This window comes from Pseudomonas lijiangensis, from assembly GCF_018968705.1.
Classification (GTDB): Bacteria; Pseudomonadota; Gammaproteobacteria; order Pseudomonadales; family Pseudomonadaceae; genus Aquipseudomonas; species Aquipseudomonas lijiangensis.
In genome coordinates this window covers 2,230,481-2,252,848 of record NZ_CP076668.1, presented here as the reverse complement: position 1 = coordinate 2,252,848, position 22,368 = coordinate 2,230,481, and the positions used below count along the sequence as shown (strand labels likewise).

The window sequence follows — 22,368 nt, the reverse complement described above, 5'->3', positions numbered from 1 at the left end:
GGAATGAGCTGATTTGACCCTGGATTTTTAACTTTTTTGAAGTCTTGTGGGAGCGAATTTATTCGCGAAAACAGTACATCCGACAGCGATATGTCGCCTTCAATGACGTCTCGCGAATGAATTCGCTCCTACCCGGCCGCAGCGCGGCAGCGAACTGACTCCTGCACTTCCCATGAGCCGATTCGACCCTGTGTCCCGTCACTCAAGTGTCACAGTCATCTGGTGTGCTGACCGACATCAAGCGCTCCGGGAGCCTGTCAGGCCATGTTCAGCATCCTCAAACCCCACCGCGGAAAACTCGCCCTGCTGATGGTCGCGGCCAATATGGGGTTGCTCGCCTTTTTGGCTTTTGGCGATATCAAGTACGTCAGCGAGTGGAAATGGCTGGATATCATCGGTGAAGGTGGCTCTGCACTCCTGGCGCTGATCTGGCTGTTCCTGGTGTTCAAGAGCCGCCCGGCCGGGCGCGTGACCAATTACCTGTCGGTGGGCCTGAGCTGCGTGTTCTTTTCCTGGTGGATCGATGCGCTGGACGAATTCATCCGCTTGCCCAAGGACATCGGCTGGGATCACTGGCTGGAGTCCGGCCCGATGCCGGTGGGACTGATTCTGTTGACCATCGGCATTTATCACTGGCACCGGGAACAGTTGGCGATCAGCGCCCAGATGGAGAAACGTGAGCGCGGCTTTCGCGAACATCGGCTGTTCGACAAACTCACCCCGCTGGGGAGTGCCGATTACCTCAAGCGCCAGTTGGTCATCAGCCTGGAACAGAGCCAGCGTAATCAGCAACCGCTGTCACTGGTGGTGGTGGATATCGATAATTTCAGCGCCATCAATCAGGCGTTCGGCCATACCGAAGGCGATGAAGTCCTGTCGGCGCTCAGCCATCTGCTGGTGCTGAACCTGAGGCGTCAGGATCTGCTCTGTCGCCTGGCGGGCGACCGGTTTGTCGTGTTGCTGCCCAATACCGGCGAAAGCCAGGCAAAACTGTTTGCCCTGGAATTGCAGCAAGCCGTTGCCGGGTTGGCCCACAAGACCCGGCAACAGGGCGAGCGGCTTCACCTCTCGGCCAGTACCGCCGCGGTAATGGCCATGGACGAGACGCCCGAGAACCTGCTCAAGCGCCTCAATCTTTCGCTGGCTCGCGCCCGGCAACCTTTGCCGCGAATAGCCTGAGGCCTGCCATGACCATCAAATGCGACTGGTACGAAATCGACAGCCGATTCATTCCCGGCCACTACCAGCCGGCGACCCTGATCGATCTGGCGCTGTCACGGGGCATCGACAGTCATCGCCTGCTCAAGGGCACCGGCCTGTTCTACGAGGACATCATCGCGGGCAAGACGCGCCTGAGCCCGCAGCAATTCTTCGCCCTGATCGCCAATGCCCGGAAGCAGATGGATGCCGACGACACCAGCTTCCTGTTTGGCCAGCGCCTGTTTCCAGGACATTACGGCGCTGCCAGCCATGCCTTGCGCCATGCCCGCAATCTGCATCAGGCCCTGGAGATACTGATCCAGCATCAGGCACTGCTCAGCCCGCTGCTGACCCCGCGACTGGAACTGGACGAACACTATGCCTATCTCTACTGGCTGGACAGTTGCGGCGCAGGCGAGCAACAACAGTTTGTGCTGGAAGCCGGCATGACTGCGCTGATCGCCATGAGCCATGGCCTGGGCGGTGAGCGTCTGCCCTGGGAATGCAGTTTCTGTCATGACGAACCACGCTACGTCGAACAGTACTGGGTACATCTGGGGGAAAACACTTCGTTCGGGCGGCCGCTGGACATGATGCGGCTTCCCAGGGAATGCCTGACCCGCCCATGGCCGGGCGCGTCGCCAATTGCCGGACAGGTCGCCCAGCAGGAAGCCGGCGCACAACTGCAAGCACTGGGCATGTACGCCAGCCTGCCGGACCGGATCTACCGCTACCTGCGCGACAACGTACGCGAGGCCACCAGCCTGGATCAGGTTGCCCAGGCCTTTGCCATGAGCCCGGCAACCCTCAAGCGCAAACTGCAGAAACACGGCACCAGCTTCCAGGCCCGGCACGATCTGGCCCGCAAGCATGTGGCTCTGCATCTGTACCAGATCAAGGGCCTGAGCAATGAAGCCGTCGCCGAATACCTGAACTTCAACGACCCTGCCAACTTCCGCCGCTCCTTCAAACGCTGGACCGGCAGCACACCGAAACTGATCCAGCGCCTGTTCAATTTCGACTGAAAACGGTCTGAAAATGGCCCACGCCCGCCCTTCATGAAGTTTTTTTAATTATTTTCTGAAAATTTCCCGCGCTGCCCCGTCCTTTGACTCGCACATAACATTGAGATCAATTCTCATTCAAAAATGCGGGTTTTAGCCCGTACGGGGACGTGGGATGACACCGAACACTCAGCCATCGCGAAGCCTGGGCGCAGCGATTCGCAAACACCTGAATCACGCCACACAACTCAGTGCCTTGAGCCTGTGCTGGATGATCAGCAGCCAGACCGTCATGGCCAGCGAACCGCTGAGCGAGCGTGAGCAGATCCTGCAAACCCGTCACAGTTTTGATATCTCGGTGCAAGAGCTCTCGGCCGCACTGATCAGCTTCGGCCAGCAGAGCAGCCTGCAAGTGAGCGTCGACCCGTCCTTGCTGGGCGGCCTTTACTCACAAGCCGTCCAGGGCCAGATGAGCAGTGAACAGGCGCTGGCGAAACTGCTGCATGGCACCGGCATTGGCTGGGGCTATGAACAAGGCAGCCTGGTGTTTCACAAGACCCGGACCGGTGGTTTCGATGCAGCGATGGAGTTGCAGAGCACGGTGGTACTGGGCGAGCCGGAAGAGAACAGTTTCCAGGGGCAGACCGTCATCGGTCGCAAGGCCATCGAGGCATTCCCCGGTGCCAACGGCGACATCACGACCCTGCTGCGCATGCATCCCAACGTGCAGTTCAACAATGCCCAGCAGAGCTCCAATGCCCCCGGTGAAATCGACCCGGCGGACGTCAGCATCAACGGTGCCAAGTTCTATCAGAACAACTTCATGATCGATGGCATCTCGATCAATAACGACCTGGATCCGGGCGAGCACGATTACAACTCGATTCGTCAGTTCGACTCGGCACCCAGCCGCTCTCACGGCATTGCGCTGGATGCGGACCTGCTTGAAGAAGTCCGGGTCTACGACAGCAACGTGCCTGCCGAATACGGCGGTTTCAATGGCGGTGTGGTGGATGCCATTACCCGCAAACCGACTCAGGAAATGCACGGCAAGATATCGGCTTCGATGACCCGCTCGGAGTGGACCAAATACCACATCAGCAAGAACGACCAGGAAGGCTTCGAAACGTCGACGGATGAGCAGTACCAGCCCGAGTTCGAGAAAACCACGGTGCGTGGCACACTCGAAGGCCATTTGACCGAGAACTTCGGGGCCATCCTCAACTTCTCCCAGAAGCGCGCCACGATTCCGCTCAATGCCTACGACAACGGTTACAACAGCCCGACCCAGCCCAACAGCAAGGATCAGACCCGGCGCATCGACAACTACCTGCTCAAGACCTACTGGAACGCCAGTGAGCGACTGACCGTCGACACCTCCCTGACCTATGCGCCACAAGAAAACTATTACTTCCGGGCCAACCGCATCAACTCCGGTTTCACCACCGAAGGCGGTGGTTTTCAGGGTGCGATCACTACCAAATGGCAAGGCGACAATGCCGTCTGGACCAACAAACTGGCGCTAACCAACCTGACCAGTTCACGGGATGCGGAGTCGGACGAATACATCAACTGGTATTACTCGACGGAAAAGAACTGGGGCAACCCCAACAGCAACACCGCCCGCAGCGCCGAGGGGTCATCGGGATCGCTCGAACAGACTCAGCGCGGTATCACCTATAACACCAAGGCCGACTGGTTCCCCATCCAGATTGCAGGCACCACCCACAGTCTGACGACGGGCATGGAGCTGTCGCATCAGGTCGCCACCTGGGAACGCCTCGACGACGTGATTTCCGCAACCACATTCCGCAGGGACAATGTCGCCACCTGCGCCGGTAACGATTCGCTGTGCTCGATAGGCCGACAGCTCAACGGCAACATCCGCCAATATGCGACCCGGATGACCACCTATGAAGCCGGCAAGATTGAACTGACGGAAAACAAATACGCATTCTTCGTTCAGGACAAGATTGAAGTCGGCAAGCTGACCCTGCGCCCGGGCCTGCGCTTCGAGGGCGACGACTATATGGAGCAGAAGAATATCGCTCCGCGCTTCTCCGGTGACTACGACCTGTTCGGGGACCGCAGTACCGTTCTGGTCTTTGGTGCCAACCGCTATTACGGTCGCAACCTCTACAAATACCGTCTGGCAGACGGACGTGGGGCACTCAATACCAGCTACGCCCGCGAGACCCAGACCGGTGCCTGGGTGGGTACCCGCCAGGCCAGCACCAACAAGTTCACCACGCTTGATATTCCCTATGACGACGAACTGACTCTGGGCATCGACCAGCGCTGGCTGGATACCGACTTTCGCCTGAAATATGTCAACCGCAAGGGCAAAGACAAGATCAACCGCTCCCTGGCCCGTGTTCAGGGATTGTCGACCGAGACTGGCTATGCAACCGAGTACTACACCTACACCAACGAAGGACAGAGTGAGAGCGACAACATCACCCTGAGCATCACGCCCTTGCATGAACTCAAGTTCCAGGGCACCCGAACCAGCGTGCAGATGGCCTTCGACTGGTCCCGCACTCGCGATGCCTATGGCAACTACGACGATGCGATCAACTCGGAGATGTATACCAATCAGGACGTGCTCTATGACGGCAAAAGGATGAAATACACAGACCTTCCTGCCAGTGACTTCAACCGTCCCTGGACTGCCCGCATGACCACAATCACCGAGATCCCGCAGTTGAATCTGACCTGGAGCAACTTCTTCCGCTACCGCGGAGGCTACGACCAGATCATCAATACAGGCGATGACGTCGTCATAGATGGCGACGATGTCGCCGTGTACGAAACGGCAAGAGTCAAGGGCGCACCCACCTGGGACATGCGCCTGGATTGGGAACTGCCCACCGGCAAGGATCAGGCCGCCTTCGTTGCCGTAGACGTGACCAACGTTGCCGACAAGATCAACCCGATCATCAGCAACAGTGCTCGCAGCACTTATGAAGTGGGTCGCCAGTATTGGCTGGAAGTCGGCTACCGCTTCTGAGCCTGCAATAACCAACACGCCCCAAACGCTTTAACCGAGATTCCTGATGAAAAAAATAATCATGAGCCTGTCGGGCCTGGTGCTGAGTGCCTGCGCGCAGCTTCCCGGCAGCCCGCAACCCCAGACCTGGGACCCACAGGTCATACGCGGTCAGTTGAGCAATGGCCTGGAATACCGTCTGGTTCGTGAAGCCAGCCAGCGCGGCCGCATCGATGCGCGTCTGACGGTCAAGGCCGGCTCCGTGGACGAAGAAGATGATCAGGTGGGTGTCGCCCATATGGTCGAGCACCTGAACTTCTACAACCGTGCCGGTCAGGATGCAAACATCCGCACACTCATGAATCAGTGGGGCTGGGCTCAGGGGCGTAACTACAACGCCATGACCAACTACGACCGCACCCTGTACATGCTCAGCCCGACCGGTGGCGCGGCCCAGACCGAGCAGGCCTTGCAGGCGCTTTCGACCCTGACACTGGCCCATGACTACACCGCAGACAATCTGGAACAGGAGCGCCCGGTCGTCATCGAAGAGTGGCGTGGCGGCCTGGGTGTCGCCCAGCGCATGAACGATCAGCGCACCGCCTCGCAACGTATCGGCTCCCGCTACCCGGAGCATCGCACCATCGGCAACGAAGCCGCGATTCGCTCGGCCACACTGGCCGAACTTCAGAGCTTCGGACAGCGCTGGTATGTGCCCAACAATATGGTCCTGACCATTGTCGGCGACATTGATCCAGCCACCCTGCCCACTCGTATCGAGCACTGGTTCGGCAAGGCCAAAGCCGGGAAACTGCCCGAGAAAAGCTATCGGGAGTTGCCTCTCGACAACACGCTGAAAGTCGTCCGCTTGCAGGACAGCCAGAGTGGCACCAATCAAGTGGCCCTGCTGTTCCGTCTGCATGAACCTGCCAGTCGCGCTCCGACCCGAGACGGCCTGCGCGAACGCCTGATCGACCGCATCACCCTGTCAGCCCTGCTTGAACAGTTGCGTATCCAGCCCAGGGAAACCGGCGTGCGCAGCCTGACCGCACAGAAAAGCCTGATCGGCGACTACTCCAGCGTGCTGGGCATTGCTGCCGGTGTGGAAGGTGACGCCCATCAAGTTGCGTTAAAGCAACTGCTGACGGAAATCGAGCGTGTCCGGCGCTTTGGCCTGCGCGATGCCGACCTGAACCGTCAAAGAAAGGAACTGCGGGCCATCGCGCAAAAGATGCTGGCAAACGACGAACCACGCAGCTTCGAGAAATGGGTGACCTATCTCAATGATGCCGCGAATCAGAGTCGCGTCGTGCTCACCCGCCACGACATCGCCACGCAGTACCTGGAAGCCCTGGACAGCATCGACCTCAAGGACCTGAATCAGCGCCTGAAAAGCTGGACCGACAGCCAGGACCGGGTTCTGCAACTCTCGGCCCCTGGCCTGCGCCCGCTGACCTTGCCTACGGTCGAAGCCGTAAACAGTCTGCTGGCGCGCATTCAAGGCAGCCCGCTGGACGCACCGCAAACCGAAACGGCAGTGGCTCCGGCAACACCCGACGCCCTGCCCGCCTTGCCTGCGGCTGCGGCCAAGGGACAGGTGGTGAAACGCAAGGCATTCGCCGAACAGAATGTCGAATACTGGCAGCTGAGCAACGGCGACCGCCTGGTGTGGCTCAAACGCAATGGCGATAACGGTCGACTGGAAATGAAAGCAGACTCCAGCGCCGGTTTCATGACCGCCGAGATTCCGGCCTGGCGCAGTCAGATGGCGACGCAACTGACCGCCCAGAGCGCTCCGCAAGGCTGGAACCAGGAACAGATCAGCCGCTGGCGCAAAGAGCATGGCGTAAGCTTTTCGCTCGATCAGGAAGCCGCTCGCCTGCAACTGAACCTCTCGACGAACGATGCGAAAAAAGACCTTCCTGTACAACAGCGCCTGCAATCCATGCTGCAAGCCTATCGTCTGAGCCAGTCACCCGCCGGCATCGACAGCGAGGCTTTCGAGCAGGCACGGGACGAGCTGATCGAGCGTCAGTCACGCAATACAGACAATATTCGCGAGCTACAGGACAAAACCCTGCGCAAGCTGCAATACGGTCAGGATAACTGGCAGACGCCAACCATTGCCGACCTTCAGGACGTACAACCCCGGGATCTGGATAACGACTGGAAACGCTTGAGTCAGGCACCGGTGACCTACTACCTGATGGCTGATATCGACGCCAGCGCTCTCCAGCCTCTGGTTGAACAGGAACTGGCCGGTATCCCGCGCGGCAAAGACCTCAAGACCAGCCAGCAACAGCAGCGCAGCGGCTACCACGCTCAGGAAATGGCCATCGGCATCGAGCCTCGTGCGGTGCTGCATGCCTTCAGCTACCACCCTCGCGCCTGGACACCGGTGGACGCCGCACGCATCGCGACCTTGCGGGATATTGCTTTCGCCGCTCTCAAGCAGCAGCTTCGGGGCGAAGCCTCGGGGGTCTATCGCCTGAACTTTGACAGCACGCTCAATCAACAGACCCAACGCATCGAAACCAGCCTGAACTTCAGCACCGATCCGGCCCGTGTCGAAGAGCTCTGGCAACTGGCCCGAACCACGCTTGCCGGGCTGCCAAAGACCATCAGCGAAAAAGACATCGTGACCGCCCGCAAGAACCTGATCCATCAGGAAAAACTGCGCCGTGACGATCCACAGACCCAGATGCGCCGCCTGATTCTCAGTGATCGCTACTGGGGTGACCCGCGTTACCTGAGCCAGCAACAACAATTGCTCGACGCCCTGACAGTTCCGGCGCTCAAGCGTCTGGCCGGTGAGCTGTTCGATCAGCAGAACCTGGTGCAATTCCGCCTGCTGCCTGCGCCGAAAGAGGCGGTAGCCGGTCAATGAAAACCCTGAAAACCTTCTACGCCCTGGCCAGCCCTTACTGGCTGGACCGCAGGCAATGGCTGTCCTGGGTGTTGCTGCTCAGCGTGATCGGCATGGGCTTGCTGGTGGTGCAGATCAACGTCTGGATCAACGCCTGGAGCAAGACGTTCTACGACACCCTTGGGGAGTTCAAGACCGAGGCGCTGTACTCGCTGATGGGCCAGTATTGCCTGTACATCGCAGGCTACGTGGTGATCGTTGTCTATCTGGAATGGCTGCGCAAGGCGCTGGTACTGCGCTGGCGTCGGGCGATGACGAAAACCACCATCGATGCCTGGATGCAGGGTCAGGCCTATTACCGTCTGGGGCTGACCGGCGAGCCGGACAACCCCGACCAGCGGATTGCCGAGGATGTGGACCTGTTGGTGGATCGCAGCGTCGAGCTGCTGGCATCGTTCATCATCAACATGGCTCAGGTGCTGGCTTTTGCTGGCGTGTTGTGGAACCTCTCGGGGGTCCTGAACTTCCAGGTGCTGGGCCATGACATCACCATCCATGGTTATCTGTTGTGGGCGGCCGTGATTTATACGGTGCTCGGCACGGCATTCACTCACTATCTCGGAAGCCCGTTGCAGCCGCTGAACTTTCAGCAGCAGCGGTACGAAGCGGATTTTCGAGCCAGCCTGCTGCGCAAGCGCGACCATGCCGAACAGATCGCACTGTATGGCGGAGAAGCTGTCGAGAAACGCCAGCTGGGCGAACGTTTCGAGCACATCGCCGGCAACTGGTGGCAGCTCATGGAGCGGATGCGCAAGCTGCAATTCTTCACCGTGAGTTATGACCGGGTCAGCCGCATCATTCCGGTCTTCGCCGCCCTGCCCGCCTTTCTGGCCAAGACCATCACCCTCGGTGGCCTGATGCAGATCCGTAGCGCCTTCACGGCAGTGCAAGGCTCGCTCAGCTGGTTTATCGACGTCTACCCACGGCTCGCCGCCTGGAGCGCCACGGTGGAACGGCTTGGCCAGTTCCATCAGGCCATCGAGGCCACCCGTGGTCAGGTTCGCGATATCGAACGCACTGTGGCCTTGCGGATCGATGACCTGCAAATCCACCGCCCCGATGGCAGCGTGCTGCTGGACAACATCAATGCCAGCGCCACGGCAGGCGAATGGCTGCGCATCGAAGGCCGCAGCGGCCTGGGCAAATCCACCCTGCTGCGCACCCTGCAAGGCCTGTGGCCCTACTACCGGGGAACCTGGGAACTGCCGGGCGGATCAAGCCTGCTGATTCCGCAACAGCCTTATCTGCCGGAAATGCCGTTGCGCCAGTTACTGACCTACCCGGCCACCGAATGCCCGTCCGATGCGCGCCTGGTGCAGGTGCTGCATCAGGTTGGCCTGTCGAAGCTGGAGCAGCGCCTGGACCAGCAGACCGAGTGGACACGGGAGCTGTCCGGTGGCGAACAGCAACGCCTGGGCCTGGCTCGTGCCTTGTTGAATGCACCGCAGACGCTGTATCTGGATGAAGCGACCAACCAACTGGATGACCAGAGTGCCTGCCATCTGCTCAACGTCCTGCGACAGGAACTGCCTGACACGCTGGTGATCGGCATCAGCCATCAGCCCAGCGTGGCAAACCTCTTCCAGCGCACTCTGGATCTACAGACCAGCAATCCCCTGCACGCCAAACCCTCCCTCGCCTGACCCCCGCCTCAAAAAGCCGGGAGCCTCTGCTCCCGGCGTCTTCTGAAAATAATTCCGTAAGCGAATTTATTCGCGAGAGGCCTTCAATGACGTCTCGCGGATGAATCCGCTCCTACCCGCCCATAGAGGTATGATAACAAGAGGGACGTCATCCCTTTACCTGTATGACAACCTTCATAATCACCTATAAAAACCGCGAATAATCAAAATAGTCATCACACCACTATTGACCGACCTCCTGTTTTCTGCAAATAATCGCCTCAATGTTGTATGACGACATACGAATAACCTCCTTATAAATACAAGACCAATGAAGGGCTCCATGAAAATCACCTCCGTCAGTGTCGATGTCTTTACCTACCCCTCGCGCCGCGCCGTGGACAGCGCCGGGCACGCTCATCCAGGCGAAGAGAAACCGGTCAAAATGGGTATGCTGCGCATCGCCTGTGACGATGGCAGCGAAGGCTTTTCCTTTGGTGCGCCCGAGCTGATTCGCCCACATATCATCGAGTCATTCGTGAAGAAGGTTCTGATCGGCCAGAACCCCATGAACCGGGAAAAAATCTGGCAGGAACTGGCTCACTGGCAACGCGGCAGCGCCAGCCAGTTCACCGATCGCGCTCTGGCGCTGGTTGAACAAGCCCTGTGGGATCTGGCCGGGCGCGCACTGAAACTGCCCGTCTACAAATTGCTGGGCGGCTATCGCGACAAGGTACTGGCCTACGGTTCGACCATGTGCGGCGACGACATCCCGGGCGGCCTGTCCACGCCGGATGAATACGGCCAGTTCGCCGAAAAGCTGGTCCAGCGTGGCTACAAGGGCATCAAGTTGCACACCTGGATGCCGCCGATCTCTTTCGCTCCCAACCCACAGATGGACGTCCAGGCCTGCGCCGCCGTGCGCGAAGCCGTGGGGCCGGACATCGCCCTGATGCTCGACGGCTATCACTGGTACAGCCGGACCGACGCCCTTTATATAGGCCGTGAACTGCAGAAGCTCGACTTTGCCTGGTTCGAAGAACCGATGATGGAAGACTCCAGCGAGTCCTATGCCTGGCTCGCCGCGAACCTGGATATTCCCGTGCTCGGCCCGGAAAGCATTGCCGGCAAATATCACAGCCGCGCCAGCTGGGTCAGCAACAAGGCCTGCGATATCCTGCGCGCCGGTGTGGCGGGCGTCGGCGGTATCGGGCCGTGCATGAAGGTCGCGCACCTGGCCGAATCGTTCGGCATGGACTGCGAAGTCCACGGCAACGGCGCAGCCAACCTGAGCGTGGTCGGCGCCATCAGCAACTGCCGCTGGTACGAGCGCGGCCTGCTGCACCCCTTCCTTGAATACGATGAGGTGCCGGCCTACCTCAATACCCTGGTCGACCCCATGGACAGCGACGGTTTCGTGCACCTTTCCGAAAAACCGGGGCTGGGCGAAGACATCAACTTCAGCTATATCGAGACTCACACACTGCAACGCTACTGAACCAGCTGTACCACGAGGGGCGATCAGAGCGCCCCTCGTCAAAGTGTCTTTATAAATATAAAAAAGGACCGCCCCCATGAAACTCTGGCCCAAGCGCCTGCCCTGGCTGCTATGCCTCGCCCTGACGGCGACATTTCTGCACACCCCGCCTGCCACTGCACGGGGCGAAACACCTGTCGATCAACTGGTGGTCGGCATGAGCATGATCAACCTCCTGTCCCTGGACCCCGCAGGCGCAACCGGCCTTGAGGTGTCGGAGGTCAACTCCAATGTCTACGACATGCTGCTGGAACAGGACGCCGCCCGCCCGGACCAGTTGATCCCGGCACTGGCCGAACGCTGGGAAATCAGCCCGGACCGCATGCGCCTGACCTTTCACCTGCGCCCTGGCGTGACCTTTCATTCCGGCAACCCGCTGACTGCCCAGGATGTCGCCTGGTCCCTGCAGCGCGTAGTCACCCTCAACAAAGCCCTTGCCTCGACCTGGAAAGCCTATGGCTATACAGCGCAGAACGTCAGCCAACTGATGCGCGCCGAAGGGCCTTCGACCTTCGTTCTCGAACTGCCCAAAGCAACCGACCCGATGCTGGTGCTCAACACACTGGCAACGTCGCCAAGTGCCTTTGTCATCGATCGCGTCACGGCCATGCAGCATGCCCAGGGTGACGACCAGGGCGCAGCCTGGCTCACCACGCACACAGCCGGTTCCGGGGCCTTCAAGCTGGACATCTGGCGGGCCAACGACGTGATCCTCATGACTCGCTTCGATCAATACTGGCGCGGGCCGGCCAAGATGCGTCGGGTGATCATGCGCAACATGACCGAGTCACAGGCCCTGCGCCTGATGGTCGAGCGCGGCGATCTGGATGTAGCACGCGGCATGGCCGCCACCGACATCAAGGCCCTGACCCGCTCCGAAGAAGTCAGCGTACAGACCATCCCTCGCGGCACGCTCTATTACGTGGCCCTGAGCATGGAACAGCCGTTGTTTCAGGACATCCGGGTGCGTCAGGCCATTCGTTCGCTGATCGACTATCAGGGCATCAATAACGTGGTGATGCCTCACTACGGCCTGATCAATCAGCGCCCGCTGCAACTGGGCCTCGCGGCACGCCTGGACGATCCGGGCTACACGCTCAACGTCGCCCAGGCCAAGCGCCTGCTGGCCGAAGCCGGGCATCCCGACGGTTTCAAGATCACCATTCGCTCACTCACCGATTCTCCGTTCATCAATATCGCCACCAGCCTGCAATCCACCCTCGCCCAGGCTGGCATCCAGGCCACGATCATCACCGGCACCGGCAACCAGATCTACGGCGCCATGCGTGATCGTCGCTTCGACATTCTGGTCGGTCGCGGTGGCGGCGGTGCCGAACGCCATCCTCACTCCAGCCTGCGGGCCCTGATCTACAACCCGGACAACCGCGAGCAGGCCAAGCTGAGCAATTTTCAGGGCTGGCGCACCTCGTTCTACAGCGCCGAGATCAACCAGTTGATCGAGCAGGCCGAACAGGAGCGCGATGCGGCCAGACAGCTCAGCCTGTACCAGCGTATCCAGACGCTCTACGACCAGAAGGCAGGCCCCATCATGCCGGTCTCGCAAATGACCGATGAAGTGGTGATCCACGCCGATGTACGCCAATACCTGGGCCACAGCGCTGCCACCACGCGCCTGCGGGATGTCTACAAGCAACGCTGACCTCATGGGTTCAACGAAGGCAGGAATCATTATGTCGAGTGCATCATTTTCACTTTTGAGCAGTCGGGTCGCCAACGGCACCCGACGCGGCGGATCAGTGGCGGCGACCCTGTTCGGACTGCTTTTGCTCACTTTCTTCATCGGTCGGGTCATGCCACTGGACCCGGTGCTGGCCATCGTCGGACCTGACGCCGATGCGGCCGCCTACGCCCAGGCCTATCAGGAACTGGGCCTGGACAAACCGCTCTGGACCCAGTTCGGCCTGTACCTCAAGGACCTGTTGCATGGTGATCTGGGCAAGGCCCTGCTCACCGGGCATCCAGTCATCGAAGACATCGCCCGGGTGTTCCCGGCCACTCTGGAACTGGCGACCCTGGCAATCCTGTTCGGCGTGCTGATCGGCCTGCCACTGGGCGTGTATGCCGCGACCCACCAGGGCCGCACCGGCGACCACATTGCCCGTGTCATCACGCTGTTCGGTTACTCCACGCCGATCTTCTGGCTGGGCATGATGGCTTTCCTGGTGTTCTACGCCTGGCTGGGCTGGGCCGGTGGCGTCGGTCGTATCGGCCTGGCCTATGACGGCCTGATCGAAACCCGCTCCGGACTGCTGCTGATCGACACGGCCCTGTCCGGCGACTGGGAAGCCTTTCGCAGCGCACTGCGCCATATCCTGCTGCCGGCCGTGATCCTGAGTTTCAACTCGGTGGCCTACATCAGCCGCATGACCCGCAGCTTCATGCTTGAGCAACTTTCCCAGGAATACATCATCACCGCACGGGTCAAGGGCCTGTCACAGCGGCGGATCGTCTGGGGTCATGCCTTCCGCAACATTCGCGTGCAGTTGCTGACCATCGTCGCCCTGGCCTACGGCGGTCTGCTTGAGGGCGCGGTGCTGATCGAAACGGTCTTTGCCTGGCCGGGCTTCGGCCAGTACCTCACCAGCAGCCTGCTGCTGGGCGACATGAATGCGGTAATGGCCTGCGTGCTGCTGATCGGTCTGATCTTCGTGATCCTGAACCAGATCAGCGACGCCCTCTACAAAGTCTTCGATCCGAGAACCCGCTGATGAATACGTCCATTGCAAGCGGCATCAAGCCCATGACCCAGGCACCGGCTTCAAGCTTCGCGGCCTTCACCGCCAGCTGTTCACGCCTGCTGCGCTTTCTCCTGCGCAACCCGATGACTCTGGCGGGCCTGATCGTGATCGGCACCTTGATGGTGGTCGCGCTGTTCGCTCCGTTGATCGCTACTCACGATCCCCTCGCCCAGGATCTCTCCGCCGCCCTGCGCACACCGGGCGCAGAGAACTGGTTCGGCACCGATGAATATGGCCGCGACGTGTTCAGCCGTCTGGTCTATGGCTCGCGCATCACCCTGTACATCGTGATGCTGGTAACCGTGATCGTCGGCCCGATCGGGCTGCTGATCGGCACCGTGTCCGGCTATTTCGGTGGCTGGGTCGACAGCCTGTTCATGCGCATCACCGACATCTTCATCTCATTCCCGAGCCTGGTTCTGGCACTGGCGTTCATCGCCGCGCTTGGCCCGGGCCTGGAACATGCGGTGATTGCGATTGCCCTGACCGCCTGGCCACCCATTGCACGTCTGGCGCGAGCTGAAACCCTGTCGCTGCGCAACGCCGACTTCGTGGTGGCGGTCAAGCTGCAGGGCGCATCGGCGCTACGCATCATCGGTCGCCACATCATCCCCATGTGCCTGTCCTCGGTGATCATCCGCCTGACCATGAACATGGCCAGCATCATCCTCACCGCCGCCGCACTGGGCTTTCTGGGCCTGGGCGCTCAGGCGCCACTGCCGGAATGGGGCGCGATGATCTCCAGCGGCCGACGTTACATGCTGGAAAGCTGGTGGCTGGTGGCAGCACCCGGCGCGACGATCATGCTGGTCAGCCTGGCTTTCAACCTGCTGGGTGATGGCCTGCGCGATGTTCTGGACCCACGCAGCGAATAACAAAAACAAGGTAAAAGCCATGTCACAGATAAAGCTTGCGGTAGAAGACTTGCGCGTCGAATTCACCAATGCTGGCAAGACAACGGCGGCGGTACGCGATGTTTCGTTCAATCTGGGTCGGGAAAAACTGGCCATCGTCGGCGAGTCCGGCTCGGGCAAATCCACGGTAGGCCGCAGCCTGTTGCGCCTGCACCCATCGAGCGCCCGCATCACCGCCAAAACCCTGCGCTTTGGCGATACCGACCTGCTCAGTTGCAGCGAGAAGCAGATCCAGGGCATTCGCGGTCGGCGCATGTCGATGATCATGCAGGACCCCAAATATTCGCTGAACCCGGTGATCAAGGTCGGCGAGCAGATTGCCGAGGCCTACCTGGCCCATCACAAGGTGTCGGCACGGGAAGCCCGCGAGCGCACCCTGGACATGCTGGCCAAGGTGCATATCCGCGACCCGGCACGGGTCTACGACCTCTACCCTCACGAGGTTTCCGGCGGCATGGGGCAACGGATCATGATCGCCATGATGGTGATTACCGATCCGCAAGTGATCATCGCCGACGAGCCCACTTCGGCACTGGATGTCTCGGTGCGTCGTCAGGTGCTCAATGTGCTGGAAGAACTGGTCAGCGAACGCGACCTGGGGCTGATTTTCATCAGCCATGACCTGAATATGGTTCGGCACTTCTGTGACCGGGTTCTGGTGATGTACGCCGGGCGGGTTGTGGAATCCCTGGCGGCCAGCGAACTGGACCACGCCCGTCATCCGTACACCCAGGGCCTGCTTGCCGCCCTGCCCAGCCTGGATCGTCCACGCGCCAGCCTGCCGGTCCTGCAACGCGATCCCCTTTGGCTCACCCACTGAGAATGATCCCATGGCAATGATCAGAGTCGATTCACTGAACCTGAGTTTTGGTACTGGTCCAGGACTGAATCAGGTGTTGCGTGACGTTAATCTGCAAGTCGCAGAAGGCCAGTCGTTCGGGCTGGTTGGCGAATCGGGTTCGGGCAAGACCACGGTCCTGCGCTGCCTGGCCGGGCAATACCAGCACTGGACCGGCAACCTGAGCGTGGCCGGTCGGGCGGTAAGCCGTCACTTGGACGCCAGCCATTACCGGACCGTGCAGATGGTCTTTCAGGACCCCTACGCCTCGCTGCACCCGCGTCACACCATCGATGCGGCGCTCAAGGAGCCTCTGAGCATCCATCGCATCGGCGAGCGCGACCGGCGTGTCTGCGAAGTGCTGTCACGGGTGGGCCTCAATGAAAGCTTCCGCTTTCGATATCCGCATCAACTGTCGGGCGGCCAGCGCCAGCGTGTGGCCATTGCCCGGGCATTGATCCTGGAACCCCGCGTCCTGCTGCTGGATGAACCCACCTCGGCGCTGGACGTCTCGGTACAGGCCGAAATCCTCAATCTGCTGGCCGACCTGCGTCAGCAACAAGGCCTCACCTACCTGATGGTGACTCACGACCTCGGCGTCGTGGCGCACCTCTGCGACCGGGTTGCAGTCATGCAGCAGGGCCAGGTGCTGGAAACCCTCGACAGCAGCCAGTTGGTGAACAACCAGGCGCAGCACGAGTATTCCCGATTATTGATCCAGGCCAGCCGCGACATGGACGTACGACTCACCGGCTGAGGGGTCGTCGCCTGACGACCTGAAAAACCGAACACCGCTGACAGCGTGACCCCAGGCCAGAACGGCTGCGGGATTCGGCTGCCCGCGATTTGCTCCAACACACCCAGACCTTCAATCAAACAAGAATAAAAAAATGAAAAAATCAATCGCTCTGCTCTCCCTGTCCGCCCTGTTGCCATCTGCCTGGAGCTATGCCGACAGCGGCTACATCAACTATCGACATCAATACGCGGAAAGCACCCGCATGCACTCCGACCGGGTCAAGTTCGGCACACGCCTGGACAGCAGCTGGGGTTTTGAAGGTGAGCTGAAGTACAAGACGGCGGGCGACCGCCAGGATGTGGCGTTCGACAATACCGTCGGCAACGGCCATGAGCTGACGATCAGCTATCAGCACAAGCTCAACGACCAATGGACCGTGACGCCTTCCCTGGCCCTGGAAAGCATCGAGAAGTCCACGTCTTACAAGACCGGTATCAAGGTCGGCTACAAAGTCACCGATACGCTGAGCATTTCAGGCCGCTACCGCTATGACTCGATCAAGCTGGACCGGGACAAGATCAACGAATCCATGCCCGACAATGCGATGGATAACCAGTCAATCAATCGCTATGACATCTGGATCAACTACTCGACCAAGGGGCCATGGACCTACGAGTACCAGCTCACCTATTTCGATGCCGACTACATCCGCTACGACAACGGCACCAGCGACTACGAACAGAATGCGGCGTTCAAGTATCGCTGGAGCAAGCAATGGGTGCCGTTCTTCGAGGTCGGCGACATCAAGGTCGATTCCGAGGATGACAAGCGTCAGTTGAGGTTACGGGTGGGGATTCAGTACAACTTCCTCTGATTCTTCATCACCAGTTGGCTCCTACAGCCGTGGGAGCGGATTCATCCGCGAAGGGCCGGAACATCCCACACAGATTTATCTGTATGGGAAGCCGTCTTCGCGGACAAGTCCGCTCCCACAACAGACAATTCAATCGCGAACAAACTTTCTACTCGCTATGAGTACGCCGCAACCGGATGCGGCTGCCGTTGAGGTGCAGGTACATGGCCGAGCGGGCCGCATCCACATTGCCTTCGGCAATCGCGTTGTAGATCTGCCGATGCTCGGCGTTGATCCCGGCCAGGTAGGCGCTGCGATCACTTTGCCCGGTGTAGGCGGAATTCATGCGGGTGCGCGGAATCAGCTTGGTGCCCAGGTGTTTCATGATGTCGATCAGGTAGGCATTGCCCGAAGCCTTGGCGATCTTGAGGTGAAACTGGAAGTCGGCATTGATGGTAGTCCCGGACTTTTCCGGGCCTTCAAGCAGCGCATCGAAAGCCCGCTTGAGTTCCAGCAAGGCTTCAGGACTGCGACGCTGCGCAGCCAGCCCGGCCGCTTCGACTTCAAGGCTGATGCGAAACTCCAGCAGATTGAGCACGTCGGACAGGGTCGCGATGGTCGCCGGCCCGACCGAAAAGCCTTCAGGTGGCGGCATGTCCAACACAAAGGTCCCTACCCCGTGGCGCGTTTCCACCAACCCTGCCGCCTGCATCCGCGACAGGGCATCGCGCACCACCGTTCGGCTGACGCCTTCGGCTTCCATGATGTGGATCTCGGAAGGCAGCTTCTCGCCACGCTGCAGCACGCCATCGCGCATGCGCTGGGCGAAACGGTCGACCAGGGTTTCAGCCAGACGGCGATGGTTTTTCTGCGAGGAAACGACGTTGTCCGACATTGCAGCCTCAATTCGATCTAATGCCGCAGTATAGGCTGCGATCACGACACAAAACACACCATGACTACGGTTATACTCAGCAACCCGACACGGACCCGATCAGCCCGCCCATGGAACACCCTTCTTCCCCGACAGGTCGTCGCTCCAGCCTGACCCAGCAACTGGTCGCCGAGTTCTCGCGCAAGATCCGCGAAGGCGAGATCAAGAGCGGTGAAAAGCTGCCCACCGAGCAGGTCATCATCCGGGAAACCGGTGTCAGCCGCACCGTGGTTCGCGAAGCCATGTCGCGTCTTCAGGCCGAGGGGCTGGTAGAAACCCGTCACGGCATCGGAACCTTCGTGGTCGATGCTTCGCGCCCGCGGGACTTCCAGATTCCGGAAGCCATCTCCGGCAGCCCTCCCGATGCCGCGGCCATCATCGAGTTGCGCCTGAGCCTGGAACCGGAATCCGCCGCCCTCGCCGCACAACGGCGCACGCCGGAGCAACTCGAAGCCATCCGACAGGCGCTGGACGAGCTGCATCGCTGCGACCAGAACGAAACCGATACGACCCAGGCCGACTTCGAGTTTCATCGCTGCATCGTGCAGTGCACCGCCAACAGTTTCTTTACCGATGTCATGACGCAACTGGGCAACAGCATTCTGCCTCGCGCACGGGTCGGCTTCGGCAATGTGCCGTCGACTCGGCTCATGGATGACCCGCAGATCCAGCAGCGCGAACAGGAGCAGATCTACTCGGCCATCGCCCATCAGGATCGCGATGCGGCCAGGGCGGCGATGCGCCTGCACCTGATCAACTGCCTGCAGCGCTTTCGCGCAAAGGATTAGCCACTAAGAAGGCTTATCGTTTACCATCGCGCCCCGTCGGTTTCCGAGAGGAACTAACAGGGAATTCGAGGGCTGCGCATCTGTGCAGACTCAAACGAAACTGCCCCCGCAACTGTAGGCATCGAGCCAGCTCCATGACAGCCACTGGTGATTTTCCGGGAAGGCTGGAGTCAAGGTGATGACATGCCAGTCAGGAGACCTGCCGACCTGCACGTTAACTGACCGGCGGGGTGTCCGGGAAGGACATCCGCGCGCCGGTTCATGGCTGCCTTGCCCTGCCTTTTGTGCAGTGCCGAGGGATGTGTTTCCTGTCTGTACATTGCGCCTTGCACGTACGAAACGGAGATCGCATTACATGTCACTGCCTCGCCTTGCGGCACTCATCGCCGGTTTGAGCCTGTCCACCCCGAGCCTCGCTGCTCCCACACAGTACCCGCTGACCGTCGAGAACTGTGGCCTGAAGCTGACCTTCGAGCACGCGCCACGCAGGGCTGTGACCATCGGCCAGTCCGGCACTGAAATGCTCTACGAACTGGGCCTGGGCGACAGACTGGTGGGCACTTCGCTGTGGTTCAACGATGTGCTGCCACGTTTCAAGGCACAGAACGACAAGGTCGAGCGCCTGGCGGACAACGACCCGAGTTTCGAGGCCGTCATCGGCAAGCGCCCGGAACTGGTGCCCGTCCAGCTTGAATGGATGGTGGGTGCCCAGGGCGTGGTCGGCACACGCCAGCAGTTTCATGATTTGAAGATCCCGACCTACATCATGCCGTCCGACTGCGAAGGCAAGGACAATCTGGTAGGCGCTGATGGCACACGCCTTGAGCCCTTCCGCATCGACACCATCTACAAGAGCATCGAACAGCTCGCCCAGATATTCGACGTGCAGGATCGCGGGCAACAACTGGTTGCAGAGCTGCGCAATCGCCTGGCCCACGCGGTCGCCAACGTCAAACAGAACAAGGAACGGGATGTGTCCGCGGTGTTCTGGTTCTCCAGCGCAGATATCAACATTGATCCTTACGTTGCAGGCCGCAAGGGCATCCCGGACTTCATGCTCAATAACCTGGGCATGCGCAATATCGTCGAATCCGACGAAGAATGGCCGACCGTGGGCTGGGAAACCATCGCCAAGGCCAATCCGGACATTCTGGTGATCGCGCGCATGGACCGCCGTCGTTTTCCGGCCGACGACTACCGCAGGAAACTCGAATTCCTCAAGTCCGACCCGGTGACCCGCAACATGGACGCGGTCAAGCATGACCGTATCGTGATCATCGATGCCGATGCCATGCAGGCCAGTATCCGGCTGTTTACCGGTATCGAAGAACTGGCCGAAGCCGCCAATCGCTACAACGCCGCCCAATGAAACTGACCACTGCGCTCGGCCACATGCTCTGGGTGACAGCCGTTCTGCTGCTGGCCATCGTGGCGGGTGCAGCCATCGGCGAAACCACCATCAGCATGCCTGTGGTCTTCCAGGTACTGGCAAACAAGCTCTGGGCAGCAGGGTACGTGCTCGACCCTATCGACGAAGGCATCGTCTGGAACTATCGCCTGACCCGCTCCATCGTGGCTGCGGCCTGTGGCGCAGGGCTGGCGATTTCCGGGGTCGTGCTGCAATCGCTGCTGCGCAACCCGCTGGCCGATCCGTATTTGCTGGGCATCTCCGCGGGCGCCTCGACCGGTGCGGTGCTTGTAGCAATCATGGGGCTGGGTGCCGGGGCCATTTCCATGTCGGCGGGGGCTTTCGTGGGCGCCGTGGCGGCTTTTTCCCTGGTCGCCCTGCTCGCTCGCTCTTCACATGGTCCGACCGCAGCAGCGCACATCATTCTGGCTGGCATCGCCGGCTCACAGCTCTTCCATGCACTGACTTCGTTTCTCATCACCAAGTCAGCCAGCGCCGAGCAGGCACGGGGCATCATGTTCTGGCTGCTGGGCAATCTCAGTGGCGTGCGCTGGCATTCGGTATGGCTGGCGGTGCCGGTGGTGGTGGTTGGCTTGCTGGTCTGCCTGTGGCATCGGCGAGCGCTGGATGCCTTTACCTTCGGCAGCGATTCGGCAGCGTCCCTCGGCATTCCGGTGCGGCGCGTGCAAATCGTGCTGATCGCCTCGGCGACACTGGTCACGGCAGTGATGGTGTCCATCGTCGGTTCCATCGGCTTTGTCGGTCTGGTGATTCCCCATGCCGTACGCATGGTGGCCGGAGTACGTCATGCCCGTCTGGTCCCGCTCAGCGCCTTGTGCGGTGCGCTGTTCCTGATTGCCGCCGATATCCTGTCCCGCACCCTGATCAAGGGCCAGGTGTTGCCGATCGGTGTCATTACCGCGCTGATCGGCGCGCCGGTCTTTGCGCTGATTCTTATCCGGGGGAAAACCACACGATGAACGCCTTCTCGCCCATCGTCGACACCCCGGCACTCGGCTGTTCGGGCCTGGGTTATTGGCTCAAGGACAAGATCCTGCTCAAGGACGTGAACCTGAGCATTGCGCCCGGAGAAACCCTGGGCATTGTCGGCCCCAATGGTTCGGGAAAGTCGACCCTGATCAAGCTGCTGTCGGGTATTCAGACGCCTTCCAGCGGTCAGGTACAGCTCAATGGGCAGGCACTGAACAGCATGAAGCGCCGGGATATCGCCCGACAGTTGGCGGTGGTCGAGCAACAGGCCGAGACCAGCGACGCCATCACCGTACTGGATGCCGTCGAACTGGGTCGCACGCCCTGGCTGTCGGCGCTGGAACCCTGGAGCGACGAAGATGACGCCATTGTCCGTCAGGCCTTGCAGGATGTCGGCATGCTGCACCTGATCAAACGCGCCTGGCATACCTTGTCCGGTGGCGAACGCCAGCGCACCCATATCGCCCGGGCACTGGCGCAACGCCCACAGATCCTGTTGCTGGACGAGCCGACCAACCACCTGGATATCCAGCATCAACTGTCGATTCCGGGGCTGATCAAGTCCTTGCCGGTCACCACCGTCATCGCCCTGCACGACCTCAATCAGGCGCTGGGCTGTGACCGCGTGGCGGTAATGGAAAACGGTCGCATGGTTGCGCTGGGCAAGCCTGTGGACGTGCTGACGCCTGAACGCCTGCACGCCACTTTCGGAGTACGGGCCCACTGGCTGACCGATCCGTTCGATGGTGCACGGATACTGCGCCTGCGGCCTTGCTGACCCGTTAATGCCCAAACAAAACTCGTGGGAGGCAGCTTGCTGGCGAAAAAGGCCTGAAACTGGCTGATATTCTGCGTCGTACGCTGAAG

General features: G+C 60.3%; 17 protein-coding genes and 1 riboswitch. Of the genes, 16 read left to right on the top strand and 1 reads right to left on the bottom strand.

Going from position 1 to position 22,368, the window contains the following annotated elements; all coding sequences use genetic code 11:
- Positions 1-264: 264 nt before the first annotated feature.
- The 12 genes from KQP88_RS09835 (at position 265) to KQP88_RS09780 (ending at position 17,402) form a co-directional block, all read left to right on the top strand.
- Positions 265-1,179, top strand: coding sequence for a GGDEF domain-containing protein (locus tag KQP88_RS09835; RefSeq protein ID WP_200993034.1), 915 nt, complete (start codon positions 265-267; stop codon positions 1,177-1,179).
- Between the two features lie 8 nt (positions 1,180-1,187).
- The gene (locus KQP88_RS09830) at positions 1,188-2,225 is read left to right on the top strand and encodes an AraC family transcriptional regulator (protein WP_216705526.1); all 1,038 of its coding nucleotides are present in this window, start codon (positions 1,188-1,190) and stop codon (positions 2,223-2,225) included.
- A gap of 154 nt (positions 2,226-2,379) precedes the next feature.
- Positions 2,380-5,214: a TonB-dependent receptor gene (locus tag KQP88_RS09825; protein WP_216705525.1), complete on the top strand. Its 2,835-nt coding sequence runs from the start codon at positions 2,380-2,382 to the stop codon at positions 5,212-5,214.
- 46 nt (positions 5,215-5,260) lie between these two features.
- Complete coding sequence (locus tag KQP88_RS09820) at positions 5,261-8,080, top strand: M16 family metallopeptidase (RefSeq protein WP_216705524.1); 2,820 nt, start codon at positions 5,261-5,263, stop codon at positions 8,078-8,080.
- Positions 8,077-9,762: an ABC transporter ATP-binding protein/permease gene (locus KQP88_RS09815; protein WP_216705523.1), complete on the top strand. Its 1,686-nt coding sequence runs from the start codon at positions 8,077-8,079 to the stop codon at positions 9,760-9,762. Before KQP88_RS09820 ends, KQP88_RS09815 begins: the two co-directional genes overlap by 4 nt.
- A 322-nt stretch (positions 9,763-10,084) precedes the next feature.
- A complete protein-coding gene (locus KQP88_RS09810; RefSeq protein WP_200993039.1) occupies positions 10,085-11,239 on the top strand; it encodes a mandelate racemase family protein in 1,155 nt (384 codons plus the stop codon).
- Positions 11,240-11,315: 76 nt separating this feature from the next.
- Positions 11,316-12,938 carry an ABC transporter substrate-binding protein gene (locus KQP88_RS09805; RefSeq protein WP_200993040.1) on the top strand — a complete coding sequence of 541 codons (1,623 nt, stop codon included), beginning with the start codon at positions 11,316-11,318 and terminating at the stop codon, positions 12,936-12,938.
- 31 nt (positions 12,939-12,969) lie between these two features.
- A complete protein-coding gene (locus KQP88_RS09800; RefSeq protein WP_025259706.1) occupies positions 12,970-14,007 on the top strand; it encodes an ABC transporter permease in 1,038 nt (345 codons plus the stop codon).
- Positions 14,007-14,912, top strand: coding sequence for an ABC transporter permease (locus KQP88_RS09795; RefSeq protein WP_200993042.1), 906 nt, complete (start codon positions 14,007-14,009; stop codon positions 14,910-14,912). The genes KQP88_RS09800 and KQP88_RS09795 overlap by 1 nt, the downstream gene beginning before the upstream one ends.
- A gap of 19 nt (positions 14,913-14,931) precedes the next feature.
- Positions 14,932-15,771: an ABC transporter ATP-binding protein gene (locus KQP88_RS09790; protein WP_198727301.1), complete on the top strand. Its 840-nt coding sequence runs from the start codon at positions 14,932-14,934 to the stop codon at positions 15,769-15,771.
- 10 nt (positions 15,772-15,781) lie between these two features.
- Positions 15,782-16,546, top strand: a complete 765-nt coding sequence (locus tag KQP88_RS09785; RefSeq protein WP_198727303.1) for an ABC transporter ATP-binding protein — start codon at positions 15,782-15,784, stop codon at positions 16,544-16,546.
- 133 nt (positions 16,547-16,679) lie between these two features.
- Positions 16,680-17,402 (top strand): oligogalacturonate-specific porin KdgM family protein, encoded by a 723-nt coding sequence (locus KQP88_RS09780; RefSeq protein WP_216705522.1) that lies wholly within the window; start codon positions 16,680-16,682, stop codon positions 17,400-17,402.
- A gap of 148 nt (positions 17,403-17,550) precedes the next feature.
- On the opposite strand, the gene KQP88_RS09775 is transcribed toward KQP88_RS09780, so the two are convergent.
- The gene (locus KQP88_RS09775; RefSeq protein WP_198727307.1) at positions 17,551-18,276 is read right to left on the bottom strand and encodes a FadR/GntR family transcriptional regulator; all 726 of its coding nucleotides are present in this window, start codon (positions 18,274-18,276) and stop codon (positions 17,551-17,553) included.
- Positions 18,277-18,386: 110 nt separating this feature from the next.
- On the opposite strand from KQP88_RS09775, the gene KQP88_RS09770 reads away from it, so the two are divergent.
- The 4 genes from KQP88_RS09770 to KQP88_RS09755 all read left to right on the top strand — a co-directional run bounded on the left by KQP88_RS09770 (position 18,387) and on the right by KQP88_RS09755 (position 22,279).
- Positions 18,387-19,103: a FadR/GntR family transcriptional regulator gene (locus KQP88_RS09770; protein ID WP_200993045.1), complete on the top strand. Its 717-nt coding sequence runs from the start codon at positions 18,387-18,389 to the stop codon at positions 19,101-19,103.
- A gap of 20 nt (positions 19,104-19,123) precedes the next feature.
- Positions 19,124-19,325, top strand: a riboswitch (cobalamin riboswitch).
- A 133-nt stretch (positions 19,326-19,458) separates the two neighbouring features.
- A complete protein-coding gene (locus tag KQP88_RS09765) occupies positions 19,459-20,472 on the top strand; it encodes an ABC transporter substrate-binding protein (RefSeq protein WP_200993046.1) in 1,014 nt (337 codons plus the stop codon).
- Complete coding sequence (locus KQP88_RS09760; RefSeq protein ID WP_216705521.1) at positions 20,469-21,491, top strand: FecCD family ABC transporter permease; 1,023 nt, start codon at positions 20,469-20,471, stop codon at positions 21,489-21,491. The genes KQP88_RS09765 and KQP88_RS09760 overlap by 4 nt, the downstream gene beginning before the upstream one ends.
- On the top strand, positions 21,488-22,279 hold the full coding sequence (locus KQP88_RS09755; RefSeq protein ID WP_216705520.1) for an ABC transporter ATP-binding protein: 792 nt from the start codon (positions 21,488-21,490) through the stop codon (positions 22,277-22,279). Before KQP88_RS09760 ends, KQP88_RS09755 begins: the two co-directional genes overlap by 4 nt.
- The last annotated feature ends 89 nt before the right edge of the window (positions 22,280-22,368 follow it).